This is a genomic window from Syntrophotalea sp. (assembly GCF_050253115.1).
In the GTDB taxonomy this organism is placed as follows: Bacteria; Desulfobacterota; Desulfuromonadia; order Desulfuromonadales; family Syntrophotaleaceae; genus Syntrophotalea; species Syntrophotalea acetylenica.
Map to the genome: position 1 here is coordinate 29,232 of NZ_JBFWJQ010000009.1, position 13,559 is coordinate 42,790.

14 protein-coding genes and 1 tRNA gene are annotated in these 13,559 nt (G+C 56.4%); all 15 read left to right on the forward strand.

Annotated elements, in window-relative coordinates; translation table 11 throughout:
- Positions 1–7 precede the first annotated feature (7 nt).
- Entirely contained in the window at positions 8–760 is a 753-nt protein-coding gene (locus tag AB7E65_RS02090) for an ABC transporter ATP-binding protein (RefSeq protein WP_320360486.1), read from the forward strand.
- Complete coding sequence (locus AB7E65_RS02095; RefSeq protein WP_072285426.1) at positions 757–1,557, forward strand: ABC transporter permease; 801 nt, start codon at positions 757–759, stop codon at positions 1,555–1,557. Before AB7E65_RS02090 ends, AB7E65_RS02095 begins: the two co-directional genes overlap by 4 nt.
- Before the next feature lie 168 nt (positions 1,558–1,725).
- Positions 1,726–3,132, forward strand: coding sequence for an ATPase (locus tag AB7E65_RS02100; protein WP_428745185.1), 1,407 nt, complete (start codon positions 1,726–1,728; stop codon positions 3,130–3,132).
- 142 nt (positions 3,133–3,274) lie between these two features.
- Positions 3,275–4,117, forward strand: coding sequence for a 4-(cytidine 5'-diphospho)-2-C-methyl-D-erythritol kinase (ispE, locus tag AB7E65_RS02105; protein WP_428745186.1), 843 nt, complete (start codon positions 3,275–3,277; stop codon positions 4,115–4,117).
- 55 nt (positions 4,118–4,172) lie between these two features.
- Positions 4,173–4,247, forward strand: a tRNA-Gln gene (locus AB7E65_RS02110).
- A 144-nt stretch (positions 4,248–4,391) separates the two neighbouring features.
- Positions 4,392–5,330 carry a ribose-phosphate pyrophosphokinase gene (locus AB7E65_RS02115; RefSeq protein ID WP_072285423.1) on the forward strand — a complete coding sequence of 313 codons (939 nt, stop codon included), beginning with the start codon at positions 4,392–4,394 and terminating at the stop codon, positions 5,328–5,330.
- 57 nt (positions 5,331–5,387) lie between these two features.
- Entirely contained in the window at positions 5,388–5,996 is a 609-nt protein-coding gene (locus tag AB7E65_RS02120; protein WP_320360488.1) for a 50S ribosomal protein L25/general stress protein Ctc, read from the forward strand.
- Between the two features lie 17 nt (positions 5,997–6,013).
- Positions 6,014–6,589, forward strand: coding sequence for an aminoacyl-tRNA hydrolase (gene pth, locus AB7E65_RS02125; protein WP_320360489.1), 576 nt, complete (start codon positions 6,014–6,016; stop codon positions 6,587–6,589).
- 19 nt (positions 6,590–6,608) lie between these two features.
- Positions 6,609–8,630: a sodium-translocating pyrophosphatase gene (locus AB7E65_RS02130; protein WP_320360490.1), complete on the forward strand. Its 2,022-nt coding sequence runs from the start codon at positions 6,609–6,611 to the stop codon at positions 8,628–8,630.
- 82 nt (positions 8,631–8,712) lie between these two features.
- On the forward strand, positions 8,713–9,807 hold the full coding sequence (ychF, locus tag AB7E65_RS02135; protein ID WP_072285419.1) for a redox-regulated ATPase YchF: 1,095 nt from the start codon (positions 8,713–8,715) through the stop codon (positions 9,805–9,807).
- Between the two features lie 234 nt (positions 9,808–10,041).
- Complete coding sequence (gene rpsF, locus AB7E65_RS02140; RefSeq protein ID WP_072285418.1) at positions 10,042–10,392, forward strand: 30S ribosomal protein S6; 351 nt, start codon at positions 10,042–10,044, stop codon at positions 10,390–10,392.
- Between the two features lie 51 nt (positions 10,393–10,443).
- Complete coding sequence (gene rpsR, locus AB7E65_RS02145) at positions 10,444–10,719, forward strand: 30S ribosomal protein S18 (RefSeq protein WP_145926319.1); 276 nt, start codon at positions 10,444–10,446, stop codon at positions 10,717–10,719.
- A gap of 15 nt (positions 10,720–10,734) precedes the next feature.
- A complete protein-coding gene (locus AB7E65_RS02150) occupies positions 10,735–11,691 on the forward strand; it encodes a YybS family protein (RefSeq protein ID WP_145926318.1) in 957 nt (318 codons plus the stop codon).
- Between the two features lie 20 nt (positions 11,692–11,711).
- On the forward strand, positions 11,712–12,158 hold the full coding sequence (rplI, locus tag AB7E65_RS02155) for a 50S ribosomal protein L9 (RefSeq protein ID WP_072285416.1): 447 nt from the start codon (positions 11,712–11,714) through the stop codon (positions 12,156–12,158).
- 62 nt (positions 12,159–12,220) lie between these two features.
- Positions 12,221–13,559, forward strand: a 1,339-nt coding sequence (dnaB, locus tag AB7E65_RS02160) for a replicative DNA helicase (RefSeq protein WP_428745187.1), incomplete at its 3' end; no start/stop codon positions are given.

Consider the following 13,559-nt stretch of genomic DNA (forward strand, 5'->3'; position numbering starts at 1 on the left):
TCAAACCTTGCTGAGGCTGGAAAATATCACCAGGGTTCGTCTGCGCCAGGACGGATCGTCCGTGCACATTCTGCGGGATGTCTGCCTGGAGATTGCGGCCGGGGACGCCGTGGTGCTGATAGGCCCCTCCGGTGGCGGCAAGACCACGCTGTTGCGTCTTGTCAATCGGCTGGAAGATCCGACTGCGGGCCGGATTCTGCTTGACGGTATGGATATCGCCTCGATGAATCCTGTGCAGCTGCGCCAGCGGGTCGCTCTGGTGCCGCAGAAAACCACCATGTTCCAGGGGAGTGTGCTGGATAACCTGCGGGCACCGTTTCTGCTACGCAAACAGCAACCGCCGCCGCTGCGTGATCCGCTGTGGCGGGAGGTGCTGGATCTTGCGCAGTTGTCCGGCGAGTTTCTGGACCGGCCGGCCGGTTCCTTGTCTCTGGGGCAGCAGCAGCGGGTCGGATTGGCGCGGGCGCTTGTCGGTCGCCCGGCCATGCTGCTTTTGGACGAACCGACCAGCGCCCTGGACCGACCGGCCTGTGACGGGCTCGCCCGATCGCTTCGCAGCCTGTGTCGCACGCGGGGCGTGACGTTGCTGCTGGCAAGTCATGATTTATGGTTTGTGCCGCGCGTCGCCGACCAGGCCGTGTTCCTCAATGACGGAAAAATCGAGGAGCAGGGGCCGGCTGGGGATCTGTTCAATAATCCTCGCAGCGCGGCCTTGCGCCGTTTTCTGGTACATTCCGACGCCGGGGGAGACCTGCCATGAATCAGGCCGTGATAATCGACCCGAATGCGGCGAATATGGCTTTCGCATATGGCCTGATCCTGCTGGTTGTGGGGCTGGCGCGTCTTAGCGGTGCTGGGCGGGAACGGGCGTTGTTGTGGGCCTCGCTCCGCATGGTGGCGCAACTGGTCGCGGTCGGTTTTCTGCTGCGACTGGTTTTTGCCGTACGCAGCCCCTTACTCACCCTGATGATTCTGCTGAGCATGGTCGCCTTCGCCCTGCAGATCATCGGTGGTCGGATAAAATCGCGGCTGCGCGGTCTGCACCGCATGATCGGCATCGCGCTGCTGTTTGGCTGTGGTTCGGTGACGGCCTATTTCTGTCTGCTGGTCGTAGGTCCTTCCCCCTGGTACGACCCCCGCTACCTGGTGCCGCTGGCCAGTATGATCCTGGGAAATTCCATGAATGGTGCGACCCTGGCGCTGGAGAGGTATCTGTCGGAACTGCGTGACCGGCGCGACGAGATCGAAGTCGCCCTGTGTCTCGGCGCCAGCGCCGCAACAGCAGCCGCTCCGGCCTTGCGGCAGGCGTTTCGCGCAGCGCTCATTCCGGTCACCAATTCGATGGCCGCCGCCGGTCTGGTAACGCTTCCCGGCATGATGACCGGCCAGATCCTCTCCGGTACCGATCCCTTGATTGCGGTCAGATACCAGATTGCCATTATGTGTGCCATTGTCGCCGGCGTCGCCGCCTGCAGTCTTTTACTGCTTTTCCAGTGCCGTCGTGCCTGCTTTACGGATTTTCACCAGTTTCGCGACAATGTGTTTCCCGATGCCTGATGCCGATGACTGCCGGATCTATCCAGAGGTGCCGGGCGTTTTGAGGATTTTCCGGTTTTCCGGAACTGGCTTCCCGCGGTTTTTAACGTAAACTTTCAGTATGAATTTTCGGCAAGCAGGGCAATGCTGCTTGCAAATGTAATCCAAACACCATGGAAGGCTGGCGTTATGAAAATTCCCCTGGGTGAAAGGTTGGTAGAAGAGGGTGTAATATCTCAACAGCAACTCAGCGCGGCGTTACAGCGTCAGAGGCTGCGGGGAGGGCGGCTGGGGCAGAATCTTTGTGCCCAGGGATCGCTCGATGAGAAGAAGCTTCAGAATTTTTTTCGAAAGCCTCCGGAATGCCCGCAGACCATCGAAGATACCGGCCTCGACCTGTTTTTCATTGCCGATCTGGCATTGAAGCATGCCCTGTTCCTTGGAGACTTTACCCTCGCCGACCTGAGCGATCGGGTCAAGCTTCCGGGGCATATTCTCGATCTGGCAGTGGAAGAGCTCCGAAGAGAGCATTTTGTCAAAGTGAAGGGGGCCTCCCTCTATTCCAAAAGCACCTATCAGTATTGTATTACCGAACCAGGCATCCGTCGGGCCTCGGCGCTGCTCGATGTTTCCCGTTATGTAGGACCCGCCCCGGTTGCTCTTGACGATTACCGCGACATGGTGGACCTCCAGACGGTGCGTAGTCTCCTGATAAGCCAGGAAAGGGTGCATCAGGTCTTCTCCCATCTGGTTGTCAGCGATCGGTTGTTGCGGCGTCTGGGGCCGGCACTGAGTTCGGGAAAGGAAATTTTTCTTTACGGACCGCCGGGCAACGGCAAGACCTCCATCGCCGAGGCTATTGCCGAACTGCTGCCGGGCGGCATTTATATGCCCTATGCCTTGTATGTGCGGGGGGAAATCATCAATGTCTACGACCCGGTCAACCATCACGCTCTGGAAGTTGAAAACGGAGCCTGTGCCTATGACGAGCGCTGGCTGTTTGTACGGCGGCCGGTGGTCATTGCCGGGGGCGAGCTGACCTTGCGAACCCTCGATCTCGACTTCAATCCGATCACCAAATATTACGAATCCCCCCTTCAGGTAAAGGCCAATAACGGCATTTTCATTATCGACGATTTCGGACGACAATCGGTCGACCCCCAATTGCTGTTAAACCGTTGGATGGTTCCGCTTGACCGGCGTATCGACTTTCTTACGCTGCACACAGGGATGAAATTTGAAATTCCCTTCGATAACCTGGTGATTTTTTCCACCAACATCGAGCCGCAGCAGCTGGTGGATGAAGCCTTTCTGCGGCGCATCCATTACAAGTTCAAAGTCGACTACCCTACAGAGGAACAGTTCGAGAACATTTTCCGTCAGGTCTGTCAACTCAACAGTATTGTTTTTGACAAGGAAGTTTTCGATTACCTGATGAGCAATTATTACAAGCGCCTCGAAATCCGTTACAGCGCCTGTCATCCTCAGGATCTGGTCGAACACATATTGGCCGATGCCTCCTATCACGGCTATCCGCCGGTTCTCAGCAAGGAGACCATCACGGCGGCCTGGGAAGATTATTTCGTCCGTCTTTAAAATTAAATCTATCATTCGGGGCCATTTATAGCCGGGATAAGGCTTGACATGAGGAGGCGAATTTATTAATAGATAGGCGCCTTGAGGGAGTAATCCCGACACAGAACCTGTTTGTTCATCTTTCGCGTTAAGGCTGCTTTCAATGACCACTTTTCTGGCGCCGGCCAAAATCAATCTTTGTCTGCATGTGCTCAGGCGCCGCGAAGACGGTTATCATGACCTGGCCATGCTTATGCAGCGGGTTTCGCTATATGATCAAATTGAGATGGCCATTGTCGAGGGCCCTGGAATCCGGGTCCGATGTGACGGCCTGACCTTGCCAGCAGGCCAGGGAAATATCGCGGCCCGGGCCGCCGAGGTGCTTCTCCGGCGCGCCGGCATGAGCCGGGGAGTGGAGATTGTCATTGAGAAAAATATCCCTGTAGCGGCCGGTCTCGGGGGTGGTTCGTCCGATGCGGCAACGGTGCTGATGGGCCTCAATCAGATGCTGGAGCTGGGATTTTCGCCTGCCCAGCTCATGGAGACGGGGGTTAAACTCGGTGCCGATGTGCCTTTTTTCATTTTCAGGCATGCCGCGTGGGCTACGGGCATCGGTGAAAACCTGGAACGGGTGGTCGGGCTGCCGCCTTTGTGGTATGTACTGGTCAATCCGGGACTGGAAGTTTCAACGGCTTGGGTTTATCAAAATTTGCGGTTGACATCTGGTCGGGATGATCTTAGAATACCTCGGTTTTCCGGCACGGTAGAGGAGATCGTTAATGTGCTGCACAACGATCTTGAGAACGTAACGGCAGCGCGTTTTCCTCTGATCGGGCAGGTCAAGCGACAGCTGATTGATCTGGGGGCCGAAGGGGCTCTCATGAGTGGCAGCGGATCGACCGTTTTTGGTGTCTTCAGCAATGGCGATCGGGCTCGTGCCGCCGCCGAGGAAATGGGTAGACAGCCCGGATTCAGGGCTTTTGCTGTCAAGCCGATAAATGATTGATGTCTTTGACGAAAGACAGGGTTTGTCGGAAAGATATAGAGATTGTGTGTATTGTTGGGGCGTCGCCAAGCGGTAAGGCACCGGATTTTGATTCCGGCATTCCCAGGTTCGAACCCTGGCGCCCCAGCCACCCTACATAGTCGTGCCCCCTTCGGAAGGTTGTTTCGATGGTGGTGCGAGTCGGCAGGCGGACACTTCCGGGGTTCGTCGCATAACAGGTCATGGTTTCCATGGCCTGCAGTTTTTTTCTACTTAAAATCTCTGGGGATCTGTCGTGAACAACCTGAAAATTTTCTCTGGTAATTCGAACACGCCTCTTGCGCGTGAAATCTGTGGTCATCTGGCCGTTCCGTTGGGGGCTGCCAAGGTGCGCCCTTTTTCGGATGGCGAAATCATGGTCGAGATCGGAGAAAACGTCAGGGGGAGGGATGTTTATGTGGTTCAGCCTACCTGTGCGCCCGCCAACGACAATCTTATGGAGTTGCTGATCATGGCCGATGCCCTTAAACGGGCTTCGGCCGCCCGTATTACCGCCGTTATTCCCTATTTTGGATATGCAAGGCAGGATCGCAAGGTTGCGCCGCGTACCCCGATTACCAGCAAGCTGATCGCCGATCTCATTTCTACATCGGGGTTCGACAGGGTGCTGACCATGGATCTTCACGCCGGTCAGATACAGGGTTTCTTTAATATTCCCGTCGATCATCTCTATGCCGCACCGGTGATTCTGCGGGACATTGCCGACCGGTTTTCGGATTCGCTGGTGGTTGTTTCCCCTGATGCCGGCGGCACGGAGCGGGCCAGGGCCTTTGCCAAACGCCTCGATGCCAGTCTTGCGATCATCGACAAGCGTCGCAGCGGCCCCAATGTTTCTCAGGTCATGAACATCATCGGTGATGTCGAAGGCAAAACCTGCATCATCGTGGATGATATGATCGATACCGCCGGAACGCTTTGTCAGGCCGCCCAGGCGCTGAAGGACAAGGGTGCCGGGAAGGTGCATGCCTTTGCGACCCATGCGGTTCTTTCCGGTCCCGCTCTGGAGCGGATCGACAACAGCTGCCTGGAAGAAGTGGTGGTCACCAACACGATTCCCTTGCTGGATAAACTCAAAGCCTGCAAACGGTTACGGCAACTTTCCGTGGCCGAGCTTCTTGCCGAGGCCATTCGGCGCATTAACGGCAGTGAATCGGTCAGCTCTCTTTTTGTATAAAACACCGACAGGGTTCTACATGAACCGTAACAGACTGATGATTGGAGGATCTGATACATGGCACAGACGGAATTGAATGTCAGCCTGCGTGAAGGGCTTGGAAAAGGGACTGCTCGCAGTCTGCGTCGCGAAGGGCTGGTACCCGCCGTCATGTACGGCAAAGGGGTTGCGGCTTGCGCTTTGACCGTGGAACCCAAAAAACTCGCCGCTATTCTCGAGAGCGAAGCTGCCTGGAATACGCTGATCACCCTCAAGGGCGAAGGCGACTTTGACGGCAAGGTTGTAATCCTGAAGGACATGCAGCTTGATCCGGTGCGCGGAGTCCCCCTGCATGTCGACTTTCAGGCCCTCAATCTCAAAGAGAAAGCCCATGTTATGGTTCCTCTGGTTGCCGTCGGCAAGTCCGAAGGCGAGAAACAGGGCGGCAATCTGCAGGTTATCCGCCACGAGATCGAACTTGTGTGCCTGCCGACCAATATCCCCGGGTCTCTTGAAGTTGACGTCACCGGGTTGAATATCGGCGATGCGCTGCACGCCAGCGACCTCCGGCTCCCCGCCGGTGTCGAATTGCCCCCGGATGTCAATTTTACCGTGGTGACCGTCACGGGCCGTTCCTCCGAGACGGAAGAATCTGCTGCATCCGTCGAGGAAGAAACCGCGGAATAGGGACGCGGGGATAATCCTTGAAGCTGCTTGTTGGTCTGGGCAACCCGGGGCCGGAATATGCTGTAACAAGGCATAATATCGGTTTTCTGGTTGCCCAGAAGTTTGCTGAAAAAGCCGGCATGTCCCTGAAGCGGCAGTCTTATCAGGCTATCGTGGGGAACGGTCGTGTGGAAGGGCATGAGGTTATGGTGCTGCTGCCCCAGACCTACATGAACCGCAGCGGTATATCGGTAGCCTCCGCCATGAAGTGCAAGGGCCTCGGTGTGGAAGATCTCGTCGTCATCCACGATGAAATCGATCTGCCCTTCGGTTCGGTGCGCATCAAGACCGGCGGGGGGCATGGCGGGCACAATGGCCTGCGAAGTATCATGGAGCTGATCGGATCGCGGGATTTTATCCGGCTGCGGATTGGTATCGGCAGACCAGTCGGACCGATCGATGTTGCCCGATATGTTCTGGGCCCCTTTTCTTCCGCGGAGAAATCACAACTCGACAACGTGTTGGATAGCTCGGTCAGGGCACTGGAGGTGTTGATGCAAAAAGGTGCACAGCATGCCATGAACGAGTTCAATAACCGGGTGTTTTTAAATTAACAGAGAGGGAAGAACACAAATGGAACTGCAAATGCTTGCAAAGCTTGCACCGATCTTTGGTGCGGTGGGGTTTGTGATCGCCATTGTCATCTACAATGTGATCAAGGCGCAGCCGGTCGGCAATGCGCGCATGAAGGAAATTTCGGACGCCATTCATTCCGGCGCCATGGCCTTCCTCGGACGTGAGTATCGGGTTCTGGCAATTTTTATCGTTCTTGTTTTCTTTCTGATCTTCATGGGCATGAACAAGGAAACCGCCCTGGCCTTTGTGGGTGGTGCCGTCTGCTCGATGATCTGCGGGTTTATCGGCATGAAAGCCGCCACCCGCGCGAATGTGCGCACCACGGAAGCCGCCCGCCAGTCCGGCCAGAGCAAAGCGCTGCTGGTGTCCTTCAATGGTGGTGCTGTCATGGGCCTGGCGGTTGCGTCCCTGGGCCTGGTCGGCGTCGGCATCGCCTATCTGCTGTTCGGCGATCCCCAGACCGCACAGTACATCAACGGCTTTGCCATGGGTGCTTCGTCCATCGCCCTGTTCGCCCGTGTCGGTGGCGGGATCTATACCAAGGCTGCCGATGTCGGGGCGGACCTGGTTGGCAAGGTTGAAGCCGGCATCCCCGAGGACGATCCCCGCAATCCCGGCGTCATTGCCGATAACGTCGGTGACTGCGTCGGCGATACCGCCGGTATGGGCGCCGACATTTTTGAATCCTACGTCGGTTCTATCATTGCAACCATTGCCATTGCCGCCGCCGCCAGCCCTGCATTGCTGGCCCAGCTCGGATCCGGCGTGAATGTCCAGGCCGCTGCAATGCAGCTGCCTTTGGCCATGGCGACCGTCGGCCTGCTGTTTTCGCTGATCGGCATCGGCTCCATGAAGTTCCTCAAGGGCATCGCACCCGCCAAGGCTCTGCATTACACCACGTTCGTTGCCGCCGGTGGTTTTCTGGTGGCGGCATATTTCCTGATCATGGGTTTAGGCCTGAGCGTAGGTGTGTTCTGGGCGATTCTGGCAGGTACCCTGTCCGGCATCGCCATTGGCCAGGTAACCGAATACTATACCGCGGGCAGCCCCGTTACCCGTATTGCCGAGGCCAGCAAAACCGGTCCCGCCACCAACATCATCCATGGTCTGGCCGTCGGTCTTGAGAGCTGTGCCCTGCCGGTACTGATCATCTGCGTTTCCATTTTTGTCGCCAACTACTACGCCGGCCTTTACGGTATCGGTATCGCCGCGGTCGGCATGCTGGCCACGGTTGGCGTCACCATGACCGTCGACGCCTATGGCCCCATCGCCGACAATGCCGGCGGCATTTCCGAAATGTGCGGTCTGGGACCGGACGTTCGCAAGATTACCGACGGACTCGACTCGATCGGCAACACCACCGCCGCTATCGGCAAAGGGTTCGCCATCGGCTCCGCGGCGCTGACCGCGCTGGCCCTGTTCTCTGCCTATGCCACCACGGTGGGTCTGGAGAAAATCGACCTTATCAATCCCTCCACCATCATCGGGCTGTTCATTGGCGGCATGCTGCCTTTCTTCATCGGTGCTTTGACCATGACCAGCGTTGGTCGTGCCGCTGGCAAGATGGTTGATGAAATCCGTCGTCAGTTCCGCGAAATTCCCGGGCTTCTCGAAGGCAAGCCTGGTGCCAAGCCTGAACCGGAAAAATGCATTGATATCTCCGCCCGTGCCGCTCTGCGCGAAATGGTGCTGCCCGGCATGGTCGCCGTCATAGCTCCGGTTCTGGTCGGATTCGTAATCGGCAAGGAAGCCCTCGGGGGCATGCTGGCCGGTGCGACCCTGGCCGGCGTAATGCTGGCGCTGATGATGTCCAACGGCGGTGGTGCCTGGGATAATGCCAAGAAATTTATCGAGAAGGGTGAGCTTGACGGCGAAGTCAAAGGCGGCGAGGCTCACAAGGCGGCCGTTGTCGGCGATACCGTTGGCGATCCGTTCAAGGATACCTCGGGTCCTGCCATGAACATCCTTATCAAGCTGATGAGCGTTGTATCGCTGGTTATTGCACCGCTGCTGGTTTGATTCGCAGCGTCAGAATCTGACATCGTTAAAATCGATAGCCGGGATCTCTTCCCGGCTATCGTTATTTAGGCAGGATATTTTCATGGGATTCAAATGTGGCATCGTTGGCTTGCCCAACGTCGGTAAATCGACCATTTTCAACGCCATCACCTCGGCCGGAGCCGAGTCGGCCAATTACCCCTTCTGTACCATCGAGCCGAACGTGGGCGTGGTTTCCGTGCCTGATCCGCGGCTCGATGCGCTGGCGGCAATCGTCAAACCTCAGAGGGTGTTGCCTACCACCATCGAGTTCGTCGATATCGCCGGACTGGTCCGCGGCGCCAGCCGTGGAGAGGGCCTTGGAAATCAGTTCCTGGGACATATCCGCCAGGTTGACGCCATTGCCAATATCGTACGCTGTTTCGATGACGACAATGTTGTGCACGTCGATGGGTCCGTCGACCCCTTGCGGGATATCGAAGTCATCCAGACGGAACTCAACCTGGCCGATCTGGATACCCTTGAGAAGCGCCTGTCGCGGATTCAAAAGCAGGCCAAAAGCGGCGACAAGGAACTCAAGGCGCAGCAGGAGGTTCTGGAAAAAGTACGAGAGGTTCTCAATGCCGGAAAACCGGCGCGGGCGGCAGGCCTGTCCGACGAAGAACGCGGTCTTGTCTACGATCTGCATCTTATAACCGCCAAGCCGGTACTGTACGTTGCCAATGTCGCCGAGGACGATCTGCAGGGTGAACATCCGCATGTCGCCAGGGTACGGGAGCTCGCAGCCCGCGAAGGCGCAGAAGCCGTGGCTATCTGCGGCAAGATCGAAGCGGAGATTGCCGAACTCGACGGAGAGGAAAAACAGGAGTTTCTCAAGGAAATGGGGCTGGAGTGCTCCGGCCTCGATCGTATGATCCAGGCCGGCTATCAGTTGCTAGGCCTGATTACCTATTTCACGGCAGGCGTCAAGGAGGTGCGTGCCTGGACCATTCGTCAGGGGGACCGCGCTCCTCAGGCTGCCGGTGTTATTCACAGTGACTTTGAAAAAGGATTTATCCGGGCCGAAGTAATAGCCTACGATGATTTCGTGGCGTGCCGCGGCGAAGCAGGCGCAAAGGAAAAAGGCCTGCTGCGTCTGGAAGGCAAGGATTATGTCGTGCAGGATGGTGACGTTATGCATTTTAGGTTCAATGTATAGGTTGCTTTTACGTTTTCCAGGTGGCCGATCGCCTCTTGGGAATTTTGTGATGGATTGCGCCCTTTCTCTGACTGACGCAAACTTCCAGACTCCTGACGGCTTGACGATCTGAAAAACATTGAAATAGACCGATTTATATGATAGTAAATCATGTTCTGGTTTGTGGCAGGCACTTGGTGCCTACTCCTTGTTCCGGCGGGTGCCGGGGCTAAACACTCGAGAGGAGAGAGATAAATGCGTACCTACGAAAACATTATGATCGTGCATCCGGAAAAAGTGGGTGACGAGTACAACGCCGTTGTCGAAAAATTCAAGGGCGTTCTCGGTGACCTGAACGCCAACCTCCTTAAAGTCGATGAATGGGGCGTGCGCAAGCTTGCCTATCCGGTCAGGAAACAGGGCCGCGGCAGTTACGTTCTGACCGTTTTCGAAGCCGATCCGAGCATTATTGACGAGTTCGAGCGCCGACTGCGCCTCGACGAAGCCGTTCTCAAATTCCAGACAGTTCAACTGGAAAAAGGCTTTGTGGAAGAGTCTTCCTCCGCCGCTGCTGAGGAAACCGCTGGTTTCGAAGAAGAAGAGTAAACCGGAATCGGGCAACTGGCCCATCGCATCGTACTGAAGGAGGAATTGATCATGAATGAAAGAAATACTACCGGCGCTCCCGCAAAACGTTCTGTCCGCCGTCGCTTTTCGCGGCGCAAGGGCTGCCGGTTTTGCGCTGACAGCACCCTCAAAATCGATTACAAGGAAGTGCGCAATCTGCGCTATTTCGTCAGCGAACGCGGCAAAATCGTACCGCGCAGGATTTCCGGCAATTGTGCCGAACATCAGCGCAAGGTTCGTGAAGCGATCAAGCGGGCGCGCAACATCGCCCTGCTGCCCTTTACGGCCGGTCATTCTCTCGATTAAACCGGGAAAGCCGCTTTGAGGATCACGCAAAGGCTTTTGTCGCTGTCTTGCACGGTAGTGCTAACCATCGGTTTGCAGGCGATGGTGGCCGGCCTTATTTCACAGGCACAAAACAGCCTGCTGACCCTTATGGGTAGTGTCATGGCGCTTTGCGTATCGTGGCCCGTGGCACTGCTGGTTGTCCGGCAAGGCGTCGCGGATGGCATTGCGGCGGTGCTGGCCAGCGCGGTGATCCTCGGAGGCTGGGCAGGGTGGCCCTTTGGTGCCGCTTACCTGTGCCAGTTTGGATTGGCTTCTCTGATCGTTTCCGGTTTGCTCCATAAGGGCTGCCGGTGGGACCGGGTGGTGGCCATCGGCACGGGCACCATCATTGCCATTGGCAGTCTAGGGATGACCGCTTATGCGGTCCGCATCGGGAAAAACCCGCTGCAACTGGCGGACGAATGGGCGAATCGTGAGGTCAATCGGGCTCTGGAGGCCCTGAAAACCGCCGATCTGCCACCTGAAATGGTTCAGCAGACACAGGCCTTGTTCCGTGATCTGGGCCACAGTCTCATTGCGCTGTATCCGGCCGTAATCATTTTGACGGTGGCTGTGATGCTGCTGGCTACAGTGTGGTTTCTGAACCGCAGGACGGGCGCATTGCTCCCTGAACAAGTTGCGTTTTGCGCCTGGAAGGTGCCTGAAAACCTGATCTGGGTTTTGATTGCCGGGGGTGTCGGGACCACCTTTCTGCAGGGAGGTTGGCAGCGTCTTGCGTGGAATGTTCTGGTGGTAGTGCTGGGCATTTATTTCCTGCAGGGGTTGGCCATCCTGAGCCACTATTTCAGGGTGAAACGATTTCCGCCAGCGTTCAGGGCGATCGGTTATTTTCTGGTTGTTGCGAGTTTTCCCTTGCGGGTGCTTGCAACGGGGGTTGGAATATTCGATCTCTGGATCGATTTTCGCAAACCTGGAAAACACAAGGATTAGATCCTTTTTGGAGGAACTCAATGGATATCATCTTGATGGAAAACGTGGAAGGACTGGGCCAGATCGGTGATCTCGTCAAAGTCAAGCCCGGCTACGCGCGCAACTTTCTTATTCCCAAAAAATTTGCGGTAGAAGCCAATACCCGCAATATCAAGGAACTTGAGCATCAGAAACGCCAGATGGAACACAAGGCCCAGAAAATGCTCCAGGCTTCGGAACTGGTCAAGGCTCAGATCGAAAAGGTGTCCTGTGCTTTTGCTCTGCGCGCCGGTGAAGACGGCAAGCTGTTCGGTTCCGTTACCAGCATGGAAATTCAGGCCAAGCTTGCCGAGGCGGGTATCGAGATCGATCGCAAGAAGATCCAGCTCGATGAGCCCATCAAGGCACTCGGCGATTACGAGGTTGGCGTCAGGCTGCCCGCCGGCATCGTCGCAACGGTGAAAGTGGCCGTAACCGCTCTTGATTAAACTTGCGGCCGGTATCGGGCATGCCCCGGTACCGGCTGTTTCAGCGTAGTAAGTTGTTTTTTATGACCGAGATTTCGGTGACCAAGCTTCCCCCGCAATCCCTGGAAGGCGAAATGTCCGTTCTGGGGGGCATTCTTCTTGAAAACGAAGCCCTCAACAAGGCTTTGGGAATTCTGCGTCCGGACGACTTTTACCGGGAAAGCCACAGAAAAATTTTTGCCACCCTCGTCGAACTGTCCGATGTCGGTGAGCCCGCCGATCTGGTGACCCTGACCGCGGCACTGCAGAAAAAGGGCGAACTCGATGCGGTTGGCGGAAGCTCCTATCTCAGCACCCTTGTCGATTATGTTCCGACCGCTGCCAACATCGTTTATTATTGCCGGCTGGTAAAGGAAAAGGCCCTGACCCGCCATCTTATTTCCGTGGCGACGGAAATCGCAACGCGCGGCTATACCGGCGGCGATGTGGAGGCTTTGCTCGACTGGTCGGAAAAATCCATCTTCGAAATCAGCGGCATGAAAAACCGTCCTTCGTATTTTTCCACCCGGGAAATCATGAAGGACACCATCCAGATTATCGAGGATCTATACCATCGCAAGGAGCTGGTAACCGGCGTCACGACCGGATACAAGGTCCTGGACGAAATGACCGCCGGATTGCAGCCCTCGGACCTCATTATCGTTGCCGGTCGCCCCTCCATGGGGAAAACCGCCTTTGTCCTTAATCTCGTGGAAAATGCCGCGGTCCATGGTGCCAAACCCGTTCCAACGGTTATTTTTTCGCTGGAGATGAGCAAGGAGTCGCTGGTTCAGCGTATGCTGTGCTCCCTTGCAAGGGTAGATGCCGGCCGCCTGAGGACCGGCAATCTGGTCGAGTCCGACTGGCCGAAGCTTATCGAGGGGGCCAGCAAGCTCTCCGAAGCTCCCATATTCATCGACGATACGCCGGCCATTACCGTCATGGAACTGCGGGCCAAAGCCCGTCGACTCAAGGCAGAACACAATCTCGGCATGGTTGTGGTTGACTACCTGCAGCTCATGCAGGGGCACAATCCCGAGAGCCGCCAACAGGAGATTTCGGAAATTTCCCGTTCGCTGAAGGCGCTTGCCAAGGAAATCAATGTGCCTGTGCTGGCGCTGTCCCAGTTGAATCGTTCTCTGGAAAACCGCACCGACAAGCGCCCCATCATGGCGGACCTGCGTGAGTCAGGCGCCATCGAACAGGACGCGGACGTGATCATGTTCATTTATCGTGAAGCGGTTTATTGCGACGATTGCCGCAGTAAAGAGCATACCTGCGAAAAAGGGCACGACAAGGATGCGGAAATCATTATCGGCAAGCAACGCAACGGTCCCATCGGTACTGTGCATCTGACCTTTTTCGGTCAATTCACCCGTTTCG